General features: G+C 60.3%; 14 protein-coding genes. 9 read left to right on the forward strand and 5 right to left on the reverse strand.

The annotated features are described in order from the left end of the window. The first annotated feature begins 108 nt into the window (after nt 1-108). The 7 genes from Q4481_RS00680 (at nt 109) to Q4481_RS00710 (ending at nt 5,359) form a co-directional block, all read left to right on the forward strand. Complete coding sequence (locus Q4481_RS00680) at nt 109-1,233, forward strand: ATP phosphoribosyltransferase regulatory subunit (RefSeq protein WP_304374268.1); 1,125 nt, start codon at nt 109-111, stop codon at nt 1,231-1,233. Then, entirely contained in the window at nt 1,230-1,922 is a 693-nt protein-coding gene (hisG, locus tag Q4481_RS00685; protein ID WP_304374269.1) for an ATP phosphoribosyltransferase, read from the forward strand. The genes Q4481_RS00680 and hisG overlap by 4 nt, the downstream gene beginning before the upstream one ends. A gap of 22 nt (nt 1,923-1,944) precedes the next feature. Continuing rightward, entirely contained in the window at nt 1,945-2,310 is a 366-nt protein-coding gene (locus Q4481_RS00690; RefSeq protein WP_304374270.1) for a hypothetical protein, read from the forward strand. A 62-nt stretch (nt 2,311-2,372) separates the two neighbouring features. Then, on the forward strand, nt 2,373-2,654 hold the full coding sequence (locus Q4481_RS00695; protein ID WP_304374272.1) for a type II toxin-antitoxin system ParD family antitoxin: 282 nt from the start codon (nt 2,373-2,375) through the stop codon (nt 2,652-2,654). Continuing rightward, nucleotides 2,644-2,955: a type II toxin-antitoxin system RelE/ParE family toxin gene (locus Q4481_RS00700; protein ID WP_304374273.1), complete on the forward strand. Its 312-nt coding sequence runs from the start codon at nt 2,644-2,646 to the stop codon at nt 2,953-2,955. The genes Q4481_RS00695 and Q4481_RS00700 overlap by 11 nt, the downstream gene beginning before the upstream one ends. A 113-nt stretch (nt 2,956-3,068) precedes the next feature. Continuing rightward, on the forward strand, nt 3,069-4,148 hold the full coding sequence (locus Q4481_RS00705; protein ID WP_304374275.1) for a radical SAM/SPASM domain-containing protein: 1,080 nt from the start codon (nt 3,069-3,071) through the stop codon (nt 4,146-4,148). Further along, a complete protein-coding gene (locus Q4481_RS00710; protein ID WP_304374276.1) occupies nt 4,145-5,359 on the forward strand; it encodes a glycosyltransferase in 1,215 nt (404 codons plus the stop codon). Before Q4481_RS00705 ends, Q4481_RS00710 begins: the two co-directional genes overlap by 4 nt. Nucleotides 5,360-5,364: 5 nt before the next feature. On the opposite strand, the gene Q4481_RS00715 is transcribed toward Q4481_RS00710, so the two are convergent. The 5 genes from Q4481_RS00715 to Q4481_RS00735 all read right to left on the reverse strand — a co-directional run bounded on the left by Q4481_RS00715 (nt 5,365) and on the right by Q4481_RS00735 (nt 14,595). Next, nucleotides 5,365-6,495, reverse strand: a complete 1,131-nt coding sequence (locus Q4481_RS00715) for a hypothetical protein (RefSeq protein WP_304374278.1) — start codon at nt 6,493-6,495, stop codon at nt 5,365-5,367. A gap of 161 nt (nt 6,496-6,656) precedes the next feature. Next, nucleotides 6,657-7,652 (reverse strand): bifunctional riboflavin kinase/FAD synthetase, encoded by a 996-nt coding sequence (locus tag Q4481_RS00720; RefSeq protein ID WP_304374280.1) that lies wholly within the window; start codon nt 7,650-7,652, stop codon nt 6,657-6,659. Between the two features lie 18 nt (nt 7,653-7,670). Further along, a complete protein-coding gene (locus Q4481_RS00725; RefSeq protein WP_304374281.1) occupies nt 7,671-8,519 on the reverse strand; it encodes a TIGR01459 family HAD-type hydrolase in 849 nt (282 codons plus the stop codon). Nucleotides 8,520-8,639: 120 nt separating this feature from the next. Next, nucleotides 8,640-12,548 carry a beta strand repeat-containing protein gene (locus Q4481_RS00730; protein WP_304374282.1) on the reverse strand — a complete coding sequence of 1,303 codons (3,909 nt, stop codon included), beginning with the start codon at nt 12,546-12,548 and terminating at the stop codon, nt 8,640-8,642. A gap of 187 nt (nt 12,549-12,735) precedes the next feature. Beyond that, entirely contained in the window at nt 12,736-14,595 is a 1,860-nt protein-coding gene (locus Q4481_RS00735; RefSeq protein ID WP_304374283.1) for an ABCB family ABC transporter ATP-binding protein/permease, read from the reverse strand. 176 nt (nt 14,596-14,771) lie between these two features. On the opposite strand from Q4481_RS00735, the gene Q4481_RS00740 reads away from it, so the two are divergent. Beyond that, complete coding sequence (locus Q4481_RS00740) at nt 14,772-15,176, forward strand: hypothetical protein (RefSeq protein ID WP_304374284.1); 405 nt, start codon at nt 14,772-14,774, stop codon at nt 15,174-15,176. A 135-nt stretch (nt 15,177-15,311) separates the two neighbouring features. Further along, nucleotides 15,312-17,834, forward strand: coding sequence for a protein translocase subunit SecD (gene secD / locus Q4481_RS00745; protein WP_304374286.1), 2,523 nt, complete (start codon nt 15,312-15,314; stop codon nt 17,832-17,834). The last annotated feature ends 15 nt before the right edge of the window (nt 17,835-17,849 follow it).

Below are 17,849 nucleotides of genomic sequence, written 5' to 3' on the forward strand. Positions count from 1 at the left end.
TTTGAGTGTAGAAGGCCGGAGCGCGGCCCGCGCGAAGGCGTGCATCCGGGTGAACGGAGTGAACCCTTGGCCGAAGTTGGTGAGGGGTGACTTGCAACGGAGCCTGTCATGCCCTTAATCAACAGCCCCGCTTTTGCGGCCGATCTTCTGGCGCTGTTCGGCGAACTCAGGACCGAGCGCGTCGATATTCCGGTGATCCAGCCGGCCGAACCCTTTCTCAATATGGCGGGCGAGGACCTGCGGCGGCGGATTTTCCTCACCGAGAGCGAAACCGGCGAGAGCCTGTGCCTGCGGCCGGAATTCACCATTCCCGTCTGCCTCCGCCATATCGAAACGGCCACCGGCACCCCGAAGCGCTATTCCTATCTGGGCGAAGTCTTCCGCCAGCGCCGCGAGGGCGCCAATGAATTCTATCAGGCCGGCATCGAGGATCTCGGTGAGCGCGATTTTGCCGGCGCCGATGCCCGTGCCGTTGCCGATGCGCTCGCCTGCGTCGAACGTATCCTGCCCGGTCGTGCCTTCACGGTCACGATCGGCGATCAGGCCGTATTCGAGGCGGTGGTGGCAGCGCTTGGCCTGCCCGTCGGCTGGCAGCGGCGCCTGATCCAGGCCTTCGGCCAGACCGAACTGCTCGATGCGATGATCACAAGGCTTGCGAAACCCGAAGCCGTGACCGGTCTGGCGCCAGAAGTGGAGGCACTTCTTGCTGCCGGCGATGACGAAGGTCTCACCGCCTACATTGCTGCCGAGATGGAACGCACCGGCTATCTCACCAATGCCAGCCGTTCGCCGGCGGAAATCGTCCGCCGTCTCAAGGAAAAGCGCAATTTGGCTGGTGCCTCGCTCGATGCCGCCAAGCTCGATGCGCTCAAGGAATTCCTGTCGATCAATGTCAGCCTGCGCTATGCGCCCGGCGTGCTGGCCGATTTCGCGCGCGCTGCCAATCTGCCGCTCGAAAAGGCAATCGCCGGGTTCGATGCGCGCGTTGCGGCATTTTCCAACGCCGGCGTGCCGCTGGCCGATATCACCTGGCGGGCCGCTTTCGGTCGTCCGCTCGATTATTATACCGGCCTCGTCTTCGAAGTGACCGAACGCGGCGACCACCGGGTTCTGGCCGGCGGAGGTCGTTATGACCGTATGCTGACCCTTCTGGGCGCCGCCGACCATATTCCTGCCGTCGGATTTGCGCTCTGGCTCGACCGGATTGCGGCGCTGAAGGGAGCAAACGGATGATCACCATCGCTCTTCCCTCCAAGGGCCGGATGAAGGACGACGCTTCGGCGATTTTCGAACGCGCCGGCATGAAGATTGTCGCCGTCGGCAACGACCGGTCCTATCGTGGCCGCGTCGAAGGCGTCGACGATATCGAGATCGCCTTTCTGTCTGCCTCCGAGATTGCGCGCGAAATCGGCGCCGGCTCGATCGATTTCGGCGTCACCGGGGAAGATCTCGTGCGCGAGGATCTGGCGGAAGCCGACCGCAAGGCCGAATTCTCCGTCCGTCTCGGCTTCGGCCATGCCGATGTCATTGTCGCGGTGCCGGAAATCTGGCTCGATGTCGATACGATGGCCGATCTGGGCGATGTCGCGGCGGATTTCCGCGCTCGCCACGGCCGGCGTCTGGAAATCGCCACCAAATACTGGCGGCTGACGCAGCAGTTCTTCTCCTCCAAGCACGGCATTCAGCTCTACCGGATCGTCGAAAGCCTCGGCGCGACCGAGGGTGCGCCCGCCGCCGGCCAGGCCGATATCATCGTCGATATCACCTCGACCGGCTCAACGCTGAAGGCCAACCATCTCAAGATCCTTTCTGACGGCGTCATCTTGCGCTCGGAAGCCTGCCTTGTCCGCGCCCGCCGGGCCGAACATGAAGGCAATGGCCGGATCGCCGAAATCGTGGCCAGGGTGAAGGCTGCGGTTTGAGGCGGGCAGTGGGCTATTGGCGATGGGCTTCGAATTCACGTCCGAAACGGGCAAAATCCCCAAAGGTTATGGTTTCATCTTGAAGCCGACAATGGTTCGGGATGCGCTTGTCGCGGCAGGCGTAGAGATCGATTGTCATCTGATCCGCTCGCATGGATCTTTATTGTTTGACGCCTATTTCTGGCCGCCGAACCAGAATGTTCCCCATGAACGCCTTTACCTGAGAGCGGGAACTGTCAGCGTTGAGGCGTTGCCTCGATGGCGGCATCAGGCGGAAATAGAGGCCATTCCTCGATTGGTCCGCTGGATTTCTGCAATCCTCGCGCAGGACCCGAAGTCACCAGTCCGACGCGAGGAGAAAAGCATCCAGTTGTTGCCTCTACGTTAACCGCTGTTGATTGCGACCGCACATGGACGATGTTAATATCGGCTACCGAGTGAGGTCTTGTGATGCCTACCGTTGAAAATCTCAGTATTGCACTCACTGCCGAGCAGGCAGACCTGCTGCGGCAGGCGGTGGAATCCGGTGAATATGCGAATGCCAGCGATGTTGTGCGCGATGCTATGCATGTCTGGCAGGAGAAGCGGGAAGCAAGAGAGGCTGACGTCCAAAAGATGGGGCAGCTCTGGGACGAAGGTATAGCCAGCGGCAAAGCCCAGCCAATGGATTTCAGTGAATTGCGTGACGAAGCGCGCAACAGGCTTCGAGAAGCGATCGCGAATGGCCGTTAAGCTTTTCTGGTCACCGCAAGCGCGGGCGGATCTGATCAAGCTTTACGTCGATATCGGAATGGAGCAACCCGCGGCGGCGGAACGTTATCTTGCTCGTATTGAAGCCAGAGCGAGCCTCTTGTGTGAACACCCGCGTATGGGAATTCGTCGTACTGACATCCGGCCTGCTTTCAGGATGCTGGTCGAGTATCCCTTTGTGATTTTCTATCGGACCGTTCCCGACAGCGATGCCGGTTTGATCGAAAGGGTCGAGATCATTCGCGTGGTCAATGGAAGACAAGATCTGCCCTCATTGATCTGAAGCATCCTCTCCAGCCTCGCTCCACCCTTCGATGGCTAGATGCAGGCTGCAAGGAACCGTGAAATCGGACGATTCGGATTTTGAGCCGAACCGTACCAGGAGAGACCCGATCCATGAAAGCAGCCCTGAAGCCGAGAATTAACCTTGAAGGCCGGACACCGCTCGAAACGGTGATCCCGATCGAAACGCCCTTCATCGTCTTTGTCGATCCGGCCAGTTCCTGCAATTTCAAATGCACCTTCTGCCCCACCGGTCATCGCGAACTGATCGCCGAGACCGGCCGCTATCAGGGCGCGATGAAATACGAGGTCTTCACCAAGACGATCGATGATCTCGCTGCCTTCGGCAAGCCGATCAAGGTGCTGCGCATGTACAAGGATGGCGAGCCTTTCCTCAACAAGCGGCTCGCAGACATGATCCGCTATGCTAAGAACAGCGGTTACGTCGATTACATCGATACCACGACCAACGGCACCTTCCTGACACCGGAACGGCTCGCACCAGTCATCGAAGCCGGGCTCGACAAGATCAATATCTCCGTCGATGGCATGACGCGCGAAACCTATCAGCAGTTCACCGGCTTCAATTTCGATTTCGATAAATTCGTCGCAGGCGTCAAATGGCTCTACGACAACAAGGGCGACATGGAGATCTCGATCAAGATCCCTGGCGAGCTGATTACCGAAGCGCAGCGCCAGGAATTCTTCGATACGTTCGGTGATCATTGCGATCGCATTTTCATCGAGAATTTCGCTCCCTGCTGGCCGGAATTCAATGTCGAGGAACGGTCCGGCATCAAGATCGGCGAGGTCGGCATCTATCAGCAGGAACTGCGTCCGACCGACACCTGCCCCTATATCTTCTATGCCATGAGCGTGAATGCCGATGGCCTCGTCTCCTCCTGTTTCCTCGATTGGGGCCGCAAGCTCATCATCGGCGATGTGCGCACCACCCCGCTCAAGGAGATCTGGAATTCCGACAAGATGAATGCGCTCCGGCTCCAGCATCTCGAAGGGCGTCGCTGCGAAAACCAGGTCTGCGGCAATTGCGGCCAGCTTACCCACTGCCTGCCGGACAATATCGACGATCACCGCGAAATGCTGCTCGAGCGGTTCCGCGCCAAGGTCAAGCTCAATCCGTCCGTCCCGGCTCCGGGTGGCGTTCGCCGGTTGCCGCAAGTCGCCGCTGAATGAACATCCTGCATGTCACGGCCCATCTGGGCGGCGGTGTGGGCAAGGCCCATGCCGCGCTTGCGGCCGCCATGCCCTTACCCTACCGGCAGCACTATCTCCTGCTCGAACAGCCGCGTGACAACCGCTATGCGGAGGCGATCGAGGCGGCGGGCCATCGAGTCGAAATCGCCCGGGAGCTCGATCAAGTCGCCGAGCGATGCGTCGACGCCGATATCGTCCAGTTCGAGTTCTGGAACCATCCGCGTCTGTTGGAATGTCTGGCGCGCACCCGGTTTCCGGAAATGCGCAGCCTGTTCTGGTCACATATCTCGGGCCTGTTTCCTCCCGTCATCGCACCGGGTCTGGTAGCGGAAGCCGATCGTTTCGTGCTGACGACGCCGGCCTCGCTGGAACTGCCGCAATTCCGAGACCTGCCGCAGGAAAGGCGCGATCGTCTTGCCGTCATCAGCGGCGCCTTTGGTTTTGCCAAGCCGCCCCGCCCGCCGGAGGCTGCACCCGGCAATCTCTGCTATCTCGGCACCGTCGATTTCATCAAGATGCATCCCGGCATCTTTGCCGCGATCGATGCGCTTCAGCATGACGAGGCCCGCCTGAGGCTCTGGGGGGCATACGAACCCGACGGCGCAGTCGCACAGGCCGCCGCTGCCATGCGCCATCCGCACCGTGTGATGCTTGAAGGAATGACGGGCGATCCCGCTCATGCACTTTCCTGGGCGCGTATTTTCTTCTATCCACTGCGGCCCGACCATTACGGCACCGGCGAGAATGCGCTCATCGAAGCGATGTCGCTTGGCCTTGTGCCGGTCGTGCTCGCCAATCCTGCTGAATGTGCAATCGTCCGTCAGGGCCAGACCGGCTTCATCGCATCGTCCATCGAGGAATGTTCGGCGATCATCGATCGGCTGATCGATGATCCGCAATTGCTGCAAAGGGTGGGGCAGTCCGCCATGGATGAGATTGCGCTTTCGCATGCCCCGGTGCAGGCAGCGAAACGGTTTGCGGCCCTCTGGGAACACCTGGCGCGCCTGCCCAAGCGGGCGCACGCCTTCACGCCGGCGATCGGTTCAAGGCCAATCGATTGGTATAGGGCAACGCGCATCCTTCCCGGCGAAACGCTCGTCGACGAAGGTGAGGGGGATGATCGGCGCTCCAAGGGTAGCCTCGCCCATTTCCGGGCGGCCTTTCCGGATCCGGCAGAGTGGGACGATTGATCCGCTCAGGCTGCTGCCGCCGGTGTCTCGGCCGGCTTGCCGCAGACGATGCCGATCGGAACCAGAAAATTGCGGATCACATCGTAGAATTCCTGGGCATCTCGGGCACCGGCAATGTGCCGGTCGACGAACAGGAGATTGCCATTCAGTCCCCGTCTTGTATCCGGTACGCGTTCGCCGACGAACTGCGGACGGAAGAGCGCGGCATGCTGGCCACCCTCCCATTGGCGGATCGCCGCGTAATAGGCGTTGCATCGGTCGTTGAACCGCTGGGGATCGCTTTCTGTCATGCAGTCATAGACGCAGGCACGCACGAAATTCTCCTGCGAACCGCTCCAGAGCGCGCCCATTTCAGCAAAGACCGAGAACTGAATTTCGGCCAAGGCCGCCGTGATCCCGATGCCGCCATGGAAGGGAAAATCTCCGCGCGTCATGTAGGTCGGAGGCACGCGATAGGTCTTGCCATCGATTGTTGAAAGCGGGCGCGAGCAGAAAACCAGTTTCTCGCTCATCAGCACGGTCCGTGCCGCCCATTCCCATTGCGGCAGGTCGTGCTGGCGGCCGGATTCGCGGATCGATCTGTCAACGCTCAGGCAGAATTCGCGCCGCAGCAGGCCGTGGTAGAGACCGAACGGCATCTTGGGCAGATTGCCGGCGCCTTCCCAGAGATAGAAGGCCTTGAGCATCTCGGTCTTGTCGAGTTCCGCGAGATCGAATTTGGTCGGTATGGCGACCGAGGAAGACCGTCCGGGTTCCGCATCGGCGCTGATTGCCAGCGCATTCCAGGCGATGGCGTCAACCAGTCCAAGCTTGCCGGATACGAAATCGGCAATGGCCAACAATTGCGTGTCGATCATGTCTGCCGGTCGGATGAGGGTGAGCCAGTCACCGCGACTTGCCTCGATCGCAAAGGACCAGAGCGCCAGCTCGGTCTTCAGAGTGGCGGGCGACGTAACGATACGGATGCGGCTATCGATGACGCCAAGTGCCGCGAGATCAAGGCGCTCAGCCGTTTCCGCTTCAGCGGCGACCAGGATCTCGATGTCAGGTGCAGGCCGTTCGGCCAGAAGGGAAAGAAGCGTTTTTGGCGGCTCGTCTCGAACGGTTACCGGCACCAGAATGGAAAGCTTCGCCATCGTCGTCTCCGCCTCAAGAAAGGACCGGCAGGCACACGGTATCGGAGCATGCCGGGAAGGCGGTCCCTCCATGCTCGTTCAGCCGGGGCGGGGTAGTTTGCCTCGCCGCATGCGCTGCCTGAACCGGTGTATAGGGACGCGAACTTACGCGAGGCTTTGCTTTATTTCAGATCACTTGAAAAACAGAGGCTGGCATCGATCGGGCTGAGGGGCGAAACGCCCGAAAGAAGCGCACGCGCTTCTTCCACGTCGCGCCCCATCTGTTCGACAAGCGCATCGAGCCCGTTGAACTTCAGTTCCTCGCGCAGAAAACCGAAGAAGGAAACCGAACAGACCTCGCCGTAAAGATCGCCCGAAAAATCGAACAGCATCGTTTCAAGCAGGGGAGCGCCCGCATCCGTCACCGTGGGCCGGTGGCCGAAGCTTGCCACGGCATCATAAAGCGTTCCGTCTGCCCGGCGGAAGCGCACGGCATAGATGCCCGGCTTGAGCCTTGCTTCTGCCGGCAAAGCCATGTTCGCGGTCGGAAAGCCGAGTGTGCGGCCAAGCTTCTTGCCGTGGATGACCTCGGCTTCGACCGTATACCGATAGCCGAGAAGCCCTGCCGCTTCGCTGACATCGCCTTCGGCGAGAAGGTCGCGGATGCGCGAGGAGGAAATCACGGCTGCATTTTCATCGCGGAAAGCATCGACCAGGCTCACACCGAAGCCGTTGGCGGCCCCCGATGCGAGCAGAAAGGCCGGTCCGCCTTCGCGGCCCTTGCCGAAGTGGAAATCAAAGCCTGTGACCACTTCGCGCGCACCGAGCCAGTCGATCAGCACTGAATGGACGAATTCATCGGCTGAGCGGCTCGAGAATTCCCGATCGAACGGATATTCGATCACGGCATTGAACCCAAGCGCCTCGAGCAGTTGCGCCTTCAGCTTCGCCGGTGTCAGGCGAAAGACCGGCCTGTCCGGCGCAAAGACCGTGCGCGGATGCGGCTCGAACGTCAGCACAAGCGATGGCAGGCCCTGCGACCGGGCGATCTCCAGCGCGCGGCCAAGAACTGCCTGATGGCCACGGTGAACGCCGTCGAAGTTGCCGATGGCAATCACGCCGCCCTTCAGCTTGGCTGGAAGTTCGCCCTTGCTCTCATTGCGGTGAAATACGGTCACGGAAGGGCTCCTTTCCGGTCAGGCCAGTCGCGGCATCCAGTAGCGCGGATCGGCGTCATGGCTTTCCAGGAAGCGCGAAAGCGCTGCCTCATCGGTCATGCCGCCCAACATGTAATCGCGGGCATGAATGCCGGCCGAAATGTAGAGCAGGTCAAGGCCACGGTCGAGAGCGCCCTTGACATCGGTCGGCATGCCGTCTCCGATCGCGAGCACCCTGTCGTCGGCAACCGGGCCGCGTTTTGCCTGGGCGAGTTCGAGCGCCGCAGCATAGATGGGCGCATGCGGCTTGCCGGCAATGCGGGTTTTGCCGCCCAGCGTTTCGTAATAGGCCGCGACTGCTCCCGCACACGGGATCAGCCGTTCGCCGCGTTCGACCACGAGGTCGGGATTGGCGCAGATCAGCGGCAGGCCGCGATCGGCAAGACGCTTCAGCAGGGCACTGTGCGTTTCGGGCGTTTCGACCTCATCGTCAAAGAAACCGGTGCAGATGATGGCCTCGGCATTCTCCTCCTCGACCGGCCTGGCGCCGGTACCATCGAGAAGGTTCATGTCCCGGTCCGGCCCGAGGAAGAAGATGGACTTCGGACCTTCCGCGATCAGCTTGCGGGTCACGTCGCCGGAGGAAACGATCGCATCATAGGCGTCGCCCGTTACCCCGATCAGATCGAGCTGGTGGCGCACGCTTTCACCCGGACGGGGGGAGTTTGTGATGAGGATGACGCTGAGACCCGCCTTGCGGGCCGAAGAAAGCGCAACGGACGCATGCGGAAAGGCATCGACGCCATTGTGCAAGACGCCCCAGACATCGCACAGGATCACGTCGTAGCGCGACGAAACCTCGTCAAGGCGTTCGATCCGTTCGGCCATTCTTCCACTCCAGAATTTCGCGAAGCCTCAATTCGCAAAAGCCGGCGCCGAAAACAAGCCATAAAACAGTCCGGCGGGTGACATTCTCGCACACCGCCGGACCGGGATTGTCGGCTCCGATCAGGTCCAGAGGAAATCGTTTGCCGTCAACGTTGCCGCCTGAACCCCGGTGAGCTTGATTGCCATGTCAGCGCTGCCGTCACCGTTCGTATCGACATAAAGCGTGGTGTTGGCGGCACGGAAATAGGCTTCCGAGTTGCCGTTGCTGGTCCAGGTTTGTGTGGTGCCGAGATAGTTGAAGGTGCCGGCGAGCAAGCCTTCGAACTTCAGGACATCCGAACCGACGGTGAAATCGGTAATCTCGTCGGTGCTTGCGGCGGTCGACTGGCTGACCGACGTGAACACGAACGTATCCGCTCCGGCTGCCCCTGTGACCTTGTCGATGCCAGACCCCATATAGATCGTATCGGAGCCTGATCCGAGATCGATTCGCGTATTCTTGTTGCCGCTCAGGTAGATGACATCCGTCGATGCACTTCCGGTGATGTTCTCGACATTGATTGCAGTAATCGTCGATGCGCTGTTCAGGATCAGGTAGTCCTCGCCGCCGCCAAGATCGATATAGGCGTTGGAGATCGAGCCTGAATAGGTGATTGTATCGTCATCGCCCGAACCCCAGAGTGTCTCGACGCCGCTGACGGTGGCTTGGGCCGTGGCTCCAAATGTCAGGATATCCTGTCCGCCGCCGAGATTGAAGGTTCCATCATAGATTTCGCCTTCCACCGTCACATGATCGGCACCCGAACCACCGGCCACGGTTTCGACATTCGTGACGGTGATCGTATTCACGAAGTTGCCGAGTTGCACCCGGTCGGCCTCATCGCCAAGGTCGATATGGACACCGCTGGCGATGCTATTGAAAACAACGCGGTCCGACCCGGTTCCGCCCACAATCGTCTCGATATTCAGGACCGTAACGAGAGATCCGAAATTGGAGAGGAACAATTCATCGTTGCCCGCTCCGAGATTGACGATACCGTTCATGGCGGCGTTTTCGACGATGATCCTGTCATCGCCGCTACCACCGGTCACCGTCTCGATATTGCCAATAGTGACCGTATTGTCATAACTGGCGAGAGCCAGACGGTCTGATCCGCCGCCAAGATCGATCATGCCGTTGAAGAATGCCGTCAGCAGGGTGACGGAATCGGTAAAATCCCCACCCGTTACATATTCGGCATCAGAGAGATTGATCGTGACGCCCGCCGTGCTCCACTCGAGCCTGTCTTCACCCTCTCCGAGATCGTAGGTGCCGCCGGCAATGGCACTGCCGATCGTGATGACGTCGTCGCCCGCCGAACCGATCAGGGTTTCAACGCGCAGTGCGGTCAACGTGGCGCCGCCGGCGGAGATGTCCAGGAGGTCATTTCCACCGCCGAGATCGACATAGCCGTTTTCGAGCGCGTTCTCGAGCGTGACGATATCAGACAGGTTGCCGCCATAGATTGTCTCTGTGTCGAGCACCGAAATGGAATTGTAGGCATTGGCGAGCCGGAGCGTATCCAGCCCGTTGCCGAGATCGATCCGACCGCTGGTGATCCCGTCCTGGAACAGGACGGTATCGGCGCCGGAACTGCCGATGACCGTTTCCACCGTCGACAGGGTGACCGTGATATCGAGTGCGTTGATCACAACGGTGTCATCGCCGCCACGCAAACGCACGAACATACCGCTCGATGCCTCATCGATATAGAGGACATCGTCTCCGCTACCGCCGGTGACCGTCTCGACACCGAGAACGGTTGCCGTCACGCCATTGTCACCGAACGTGACCTGGTCGATACCGTCCCCCAGGGAAAGATAGGCGTTGCCTGACACCATGGTGACCCGATCGCTTCCGGTCCCGCCAGTAACGGTCTCGACATTGACGATGGTAATGGTCGCGCCGGCATCGCCGATGCTCACCTGATCGTCACCGGCGCCGAGGTCAAAGTATCCGCTGGCATAGGCGCCGACCAGTTGCAGATGATCGCTGCCGTCGCCGCCGGTCACGGTTTCGACATTGCTGATGCGCACGGTTGTGCCGTCATCATCAAGGACCAGCCTGTCATTGCCACGCCCGAGATCGACATAGAGATCGACATAGGACCCTTGCAGGAAAACCGTGTCGGCAGCGGCCAGACCCGTGATCGTCTCCACATTTGCGAGTGTCACGGTCGACGCGGTGTTCGAGAGGGTGACGGTGTCGATCCCTTCGCCCAGGTCGATGAAAATTCCGCTGGCCGTTCCCGACAGGATGACATTGTCATTGCCGCTGTTGCCAAGAATGGTCTCGATGTTGAGAGCGGTGATGGTTCCGCCAAGCTGGTCGAACTGTACGAGGTCTCCGCCCCCTTTCAGATCGAGGTAGGAGGCGGCCACGCCATCGAAGGTCACGGTGTCCTTGCCCGAATTGCCGGTCACGGTTTCAATGCCGAGGATCGTCAGCTCATTGTAGCCCGCCGCCAGGTTCAGCGTGTCTGTTCCGCCCTGAAGGTTGGCGTAGAAGCCGGTGACGGCGTTCGCCAGCGTAATATGGTCGGTTGCGGCGCCGCCCTTGATCGTCTCCACATTGGCAACCGCCAGCGTTGTTCCGCTAGCGGTGATGGTGAGCGTGTCATCACCATCGCCAAGGTCGATCGTGGCCTTCAGGGACGTCCCGCGAATGGTGACCGTGTCGTCACCCGAACCGCCCCAGATCGTTTCGACATCCTGCAGGGTGATCGTGTTGCCACCATCCGCCATGTAGAGTGTATCCTGGCCGGCACCGAGTGAGACGGTGCCACCCGTCATACTGGCCTTCAGGACCACGATATCGGACGAGTTGCCGCCGAGGACCGTATCGACATTGACCGCGTCGACGCTGTTGGCAAAGTTGCCGAGGACCAGCTTGTTCCGGCCCTCACCAAGATCGATCGAGACACCGGTCGCCTTGTTGCCAAGCGTGATCGTATCGTTCTTGAGGCCGCCAATGATTGTTTCCACATTCTTCACGGTCAGGGTGCCGCCAAGATCGGAAAGGTAAAGCGCGTCATTGCCGGCCTTGAGATCGACAAGACCACCGACCATGGCGGAGGTGAAAACCACCGTATCGGCCTTGCTTCCACCGATGACGGTTTCCACGAGCGATACATTGACGGAGTTCTTGTAGTTGGCGAGCGTCAGCTGGTCGCGCCCGCCACCCAGGGAGATGAGCCCGCCTTTCGCGGCGGTTTTCAGGATGATGACGTCGTCGGCACTTCCGCCGTAGATCGTTTCGAAATTGCTGGCTGTGAGCGTATTGGCAAAGTTTCCCAGGCGCAGGATGTCGTTGCCGTCGCCGTCACCGCCGTCATACGTGGATTTCGTGACCTGCGTCATGATGGTGAACTGGTCATCTCCGGCGCCGGAAACCAGCGTTTCAACGCCGCTGAGCCTCGCCGTCACGCCGGAATCGCCGAAGGTCAGCCGATCCTGCCCGCCGGAGAGGTTGATATAGCCATTGAAGGCTCCCTCGATGGTCACGATATCGGTTCCGTTGCCGCCATTGATTGTTTCCACATTGGCAACGGTGATCGTGCTGCCGGCATCGTCCAGGAAAAGCCGGTCGTTGCCGGAACCGAGATCGATGCTCACCCCTTTGGCCGCGCTTTTGAAATAGAGGACCTCGGTCGCATCGCCGCCGATCACCGTCTCGATATTGCTGATTGTCGCCGTTGCGCCATAGTCAGACAGAATGAGCTTGTCATCGCCGCCACCGAGGTGAATGTTCCCCTGGGTGAGCGCGCTGCGGAAGATGATCTTGTCATCGCCCCCTTTGCCGACAATCGACTCGATGTTGAGGACCGTGATTGTGTTGTCGAAAGCTGCGAGGCGGAGAATGTCGTAGCCGCCTTTGAGATCGAGCTTTCCGCCCTCGACTGCTGCCGTGAGGGTGATTTGATCCGTGTAAGCTGTGCCGGCAATTGCTGACAGGCTGCTAACGGTTTTGGTCAGGCCAAGAACTGCCATTATCGTTATCCTGTTTGTCGGAAACAACGGGTCTAGGAATGGCAACTGGTGCGAAACTGGGCCCGGCAGGCAGGCGGATCAGGCGTTTGGATGGCGGTTCGATCGCTGTTCGATCGGGAAAAACGTCGGCTGGTGGCCGGCTCGAACGGGCCGGGGTCAGAGCCGAATCACGGTGCGAAAGAGCAAATCAGGGCAGTTCGGCGCGCGCTCGAACCTCTTTCAGTTGTTCTTCGGCACGGGCGGCTTCGAGCTGGCGGTTCCACATCGAGGCATAAAGGCCATTCTGGGCCAGCAGGTCCGAATGGGTGCCACGTTCGGCAATCGTGCCGCCCTTGAGCACGATGATCTCATCGGCATGGATGACGGTCGAGAGCCGATGGGCGATGACGAGCGTGGTGCGGTTCTTCGACACTTCGTCGAGCGCGGCCTGGATATCCTGCTCGGTGCGGGTGTCGAGTGCCGAGGTCGCCTCGTCGAGGATGAGGATCGGCGGCGCCTTGAGGATGGTGCGAGCGATCGCCACCCGTTGTTTCTCGCCGCCGGAGAGTTTCAGACCCCGTTCGCCCACCATGGATTTATAGCCGTCCGGCAGGGTCTTGATGAACTGATCGACCTGGGCGATCTGCGCCGCCTGCTCGACCTCCGCCTGGCTGGCATCGATGCGGCCATAACGGATATTGTAGCCGATCGTGTCGTTGAACAGCACCGTATCCTGCGGCACCATGCCGATGGCTGCACGCAAGCTGGTCTGGGTGACCGAGCGCACATCCTGCCCGTCGATGGTGATGGCGCCGTCCTGGATGTCATAGAAGCGGTAAAGCAGCCGCGACAGGGTGGATTTTCCAGCGCCGGATGGGCCAACGACGGCAACCGTATGCCCGGCGGGAATGTCGAACGAGATCCCCTTGAGGATGGGGCGGGCCGGATCATAGGCGAATTGGACGTCGCGGAAGGAGATGGCACCCCGATCAATAGCGAGCGGCCTGGCATCGGCTGCATCCACCACTTCCGGGTCCATGTCGAGAAGGTCGAACATATGTTCGAGATTGGCGAGCCCCTGGCGCACCTCGCTATAGACGAAGCCGATGACGCCAAGCGGCAAGGCAAGCTGCATCAGAAGCGCATTGATGAAGACGAAGTCGCCGATCGTCTGGGTTCCATTGCGAATGGCGATCGCCGACATGGTCATTATCACCATCATGCCGATGGAGAAGATGACAATCTGGCCGAAGTTCAGGAACCCTTGCGAGGTCCAGACCTGGGTGGCCGATTTTTCATAATGTTCCATCGATTGGTCGAAGCGCTTGGCCTCCATCGCTTCGTTGCCGAAATACTTCACCGTCTCGAAATTCAGGAGCGAGTCGATTGCCTTGGAATTGGCCTCGGCATCGGAGGAATTCATCGATCGGCGGATATCGATCCGCCAGTTGCTGGCCTTGATGGTGAAGGTTACATAGGCGACGACCATGATCACGGTCACCGCAAAATAGGCGATGCCGTAGGTCCAGACCAGGATCACCGCGGTCAGACACAGTTCGAACAGGGTTGGCAGGGTATTGAGAATGACGAAGCGGACGATCGTCTCGATCCCCTTCGTTCCGCGCTCGATGACGCGCGACAGACCACCGGTGCGGCGCTCGAGGTGAAACCGTAGCGAAAGCTGGTGCAGGTGCAGGAAGGTCTTGTAGGCAAGCTGGCGCACCGCATGCTGGCCCACGCTGGCAAAGAGCGTATCGCGCAACTGGTTGAACCCGGCCTGGATGACGCGGGCGAGATTGTAGGCCGCGACCAGCGTGATGGCGCCGAGCGCGTAGGGCAGGGGATTCTTGAGCGGATCGAGGCCGCCGCTCAAGGCATCGGTCGACCATTTGAAAAAGTAGGGAACCGACAGAAGCACCAGTTTCGACAGGATCAGGAACAATGTGGCCAGCGCCACCCGCAATTTGAGGTCCGCCCGATCCGACGGCCACATGTAGGGCCAGAGATTGACGATGGTCGCAAAGGTTTTGCCGGCAGATGCGGAGACGGTTTTCTTTTCAGATGCCATTGAAGATCCACGAGGTTCGGCGCGATCAGCATCGGCCCAGACTTCGGATGCGCGATCCAGACCGATGAATCAAGGCTTTTTGCGCGACAGGCTGGGTTATTCGGCGCGACACACCCATATTGGAATGTTAAAGGTGAACATGGCCCGGATCAGTCGGGCGCTTATGGAGACGGTTGGTGCTGGGCGAAGAAGGCGCGGCAGAAAGACAGACTAGCCCGGTACGGTTTGCCCTTGCAGCCGGCCAGGCATTGCTGCTGCTCGTCTTCCTGTTCTTCTCAGGCGCTCTTGTGCCGGAGCAGACTGCACCTGCCTCCCGACAATCGATGTCGGCGATGCCCGCCTCCGCCGCCCATGTCCTCCAGTCGCGCTGGGATGCGTTGCGGACTTTCTCCTCGCCGGAGCGCAAGACCCTTGCCAAAGCGGGATGGTCTGGTGGACCTGATGGCTGGTTGCCGCATTCCGCCGAATGGCAGGTCGCGCAGGTCGCTGTTCCCTATCGCACTCCCGCTGGCGATGATGACCATGCGTTTGCCGTCACCTCGTCCTATCAACCGCGCGCGCCGCCGGCCCGTTCCTGCTGATCCTCATCGCCGCAATGGCATTTGCGGCTTGTCTTGATGATCGGTCCCTTGGTGAACCGGACATCCTGAGAGCGATGTCGACCATCGCTTCAGGGCCACGTTGCCATGCGACCCCGAATTTGACTGGAACATACATTGAAAAATTCACCCTGGAAGGTGATGACCTATCTGGTCGTCATCCTTGTCGGCCTGTTGGTCGCTCTTCCCAATATTCTCCCCCAGCAGACATTGGATCGCTGGCCCGGCTGGCTGCCAGACAAGAAGGTGTCGCTCGGTCTTGATCTCCGTGGCGGCTCGCATCTGGTGCTTGAGGTCGATCGTGCGGCCCTCATCGAGGACTGGCTGCAAAATCTCGCGCAGGAGGCCCGCAGCAATCTGCGGGATAGCAAGATCAATCCGGCTTCGGTCCGGCGCAGCGGCGAAGCGGTGATTGTAACGCTTGCCGACCCGCAGGACCGGGACAAGGCGCTCGCCGAACTCAACAAGCTCACCAACCAGGTCGCGCTCGGCGCCATGGCTGCCGAAGCCGATCTTCAGGTGGCTGGCCAGGCGAATGGCACCATCGCCGTGCGTCCGACAGAGGCGGGCATTACCCACCGCCTGAGCGGCGCTGTCGATCAGAGCCTCGAGATCATCCGCCAGCGTGTCGATCAGGTCGGCGTTGCCGAACCGACCATCCAGCGTGTTGGTCTTGATCGCGTTCTGGTCCAGTTGCCGGGCGAACAGGATCCATCGAACCTGAGAGCGCTGCTGGGCTCGACGGCGAAGATGAGCTTCCACATGCTTGGCCAGCCGGGCGCTTCCGGCGTCCGTATGCTCAAGGACGAACAGGGCCGCGACTATCCGGTCGACATGCGGGTTCAGTTGGCCGGTGACCGACTGACGGATGCACGCGTTGCCTTCGATCCGCAGGATGGCCAGCCGGTCGTCAGTTTCCGCTTCGATCAGACGGGCGCGCGCCGGTTCGCCGAGATTACCCGTCAGAACATTGGCAACCCCTTCGCCATTGTCCTCGATGACAAGGTCCTGAGCGCTCCGGTCATCCGCGAGCCGATCACCGGCGGCGCCGGCCAGATTTCCGGCAGCTTCACCGTAACGGAGGCCAACACGCTCTCGGCGCTTCTGCGCGCCGGCGCGCTTCCAGCCAAGCTGACGGTCATCGAAGAACGAACGGTGGGCGCGGATCTCGGTTCGGATGCGATCGAGATGGGCATTCTGTCCGGTCTCGTCGGGTTTGCGCTCGTCATGGGCTTCATCATCGCGCTTTACGGTGCCTGGGGTCTGCTCGCCGTGCTGGCGCTGGCGCTGAACGTCATCCTCACCTTCGCAGGCCTTACGTTGGTGGGAGCAACCCTGACCCTGCCCGGCATTGCGGGTATCGTGCTGGGGATCGGGTTGGCAGTGGATGCCAACGTGCTGATCAACGAACGTATTCGGGAGGAGACGCGAAAGGGCAAAGGTGCCTTCGCAGCCATCGACCAGGGTTTCAACAAGGCCTATTCGACCATCATTGACAGCAATGTCACGGCGCTGATCGCAACGGTGCTGCTGTTCTGGTTCGGGTCAGGCCCGGTGCGCGGCTTTGCCGTCACGATGGGGCTCGGCATCGCCATTTCGATGTTTACCGCAGTCTCTGTCGTTCGCGTGGCGATGGTCGCGATTGCCAGCCGCAGGAAGCTCAAGACGATCGAGATAAAGCCGCTCATGCCCTTCCGGCTGATCCCGGATGGAACGCGGTTCGACTTCATGAAAGCCCGCTTCTTCGGCATTGGCGTCTCAGCCTTCTTGTCGATCTCCTCCGTCATCCTCTTCTTCAATCCCGGCCTCAACTACGGTGTCGATTTCAAGGGCGGGATCCAGATCGAGGTCTCGACGAAAGACGCCGCCGATCTCGCAGCCTTTCGCTCCGGTCTTGAGGGGCTCGGGTTGGGAGAGGTCGCGTTGCAGGAATTTGGCGACCGCAATCATATCCTCCTGCGTGTCGAGCGTCAGCCTGGCCCCGAAAGTGCCCAGACCGAGGCCGTCGAGCGGATGAAGGCCGAGATCGTCAAGATCGATCCGACCTCCGAGATCCAGCGAACGGAAGTGGTCGGGCCGAAAGTCAGTGGCGAACTCGCCTCTGCCGGCATCATCTCGGTCATTCTCGCGAGCCTCGCCATGCTCGTCTATATCTGGTGGCGGTTTGAATGGCCGTTTGCCGTGGGAGCAATCGCAACGCTCATTCTCGATGTGACGAAGACCGTGGGATTCTTTGCCCTGACCGGGCTGGATTTCAATCTTACGGCCATCGCGGCACTGCTGACGCTGGTCGGCTATTCGGTCAATGACAAGGTGGTCGTCTATGATCGCATGCGCGAAAACATGCGCCTATACAAGGCGATGCCGTTTAGGGACCTGATCAATCTGTCGATCAACGAAACACTGGCGCGCAGTCTCTATACCTCGGCGACGGCATTCCTTGCCATGCTGCCGATGGCGATCTGGGGTGGCAGTGCGGTCGAGAGTTTCGCCATTCCCATGGTGTTCGGCATCTTCATTGCAGCCTCCTCATCGGTCTTCATCGCCGCTCCGATTCTGCTCTTTCTCGGGGACTGGCGGGCCCGTCGCAAGGCTGCGATCACTGCCGAGGCTCCGGTAGAGATCGTTGAAAACACCTGACGGTCGGAAGGGCAC

Origin of the sequence: Fluviirhizobium alvei (assembly GCF_030551875.1) — a bacterium.
In the GTDB taxonomy this organism is placed as follows: domain Bacteria; phylum Pseudomonadota; class Alphaproteobacteria; order Rhizobiales; family Rhizobiaceae; genus Rhizobium_E; species Rhizobium_E alvei.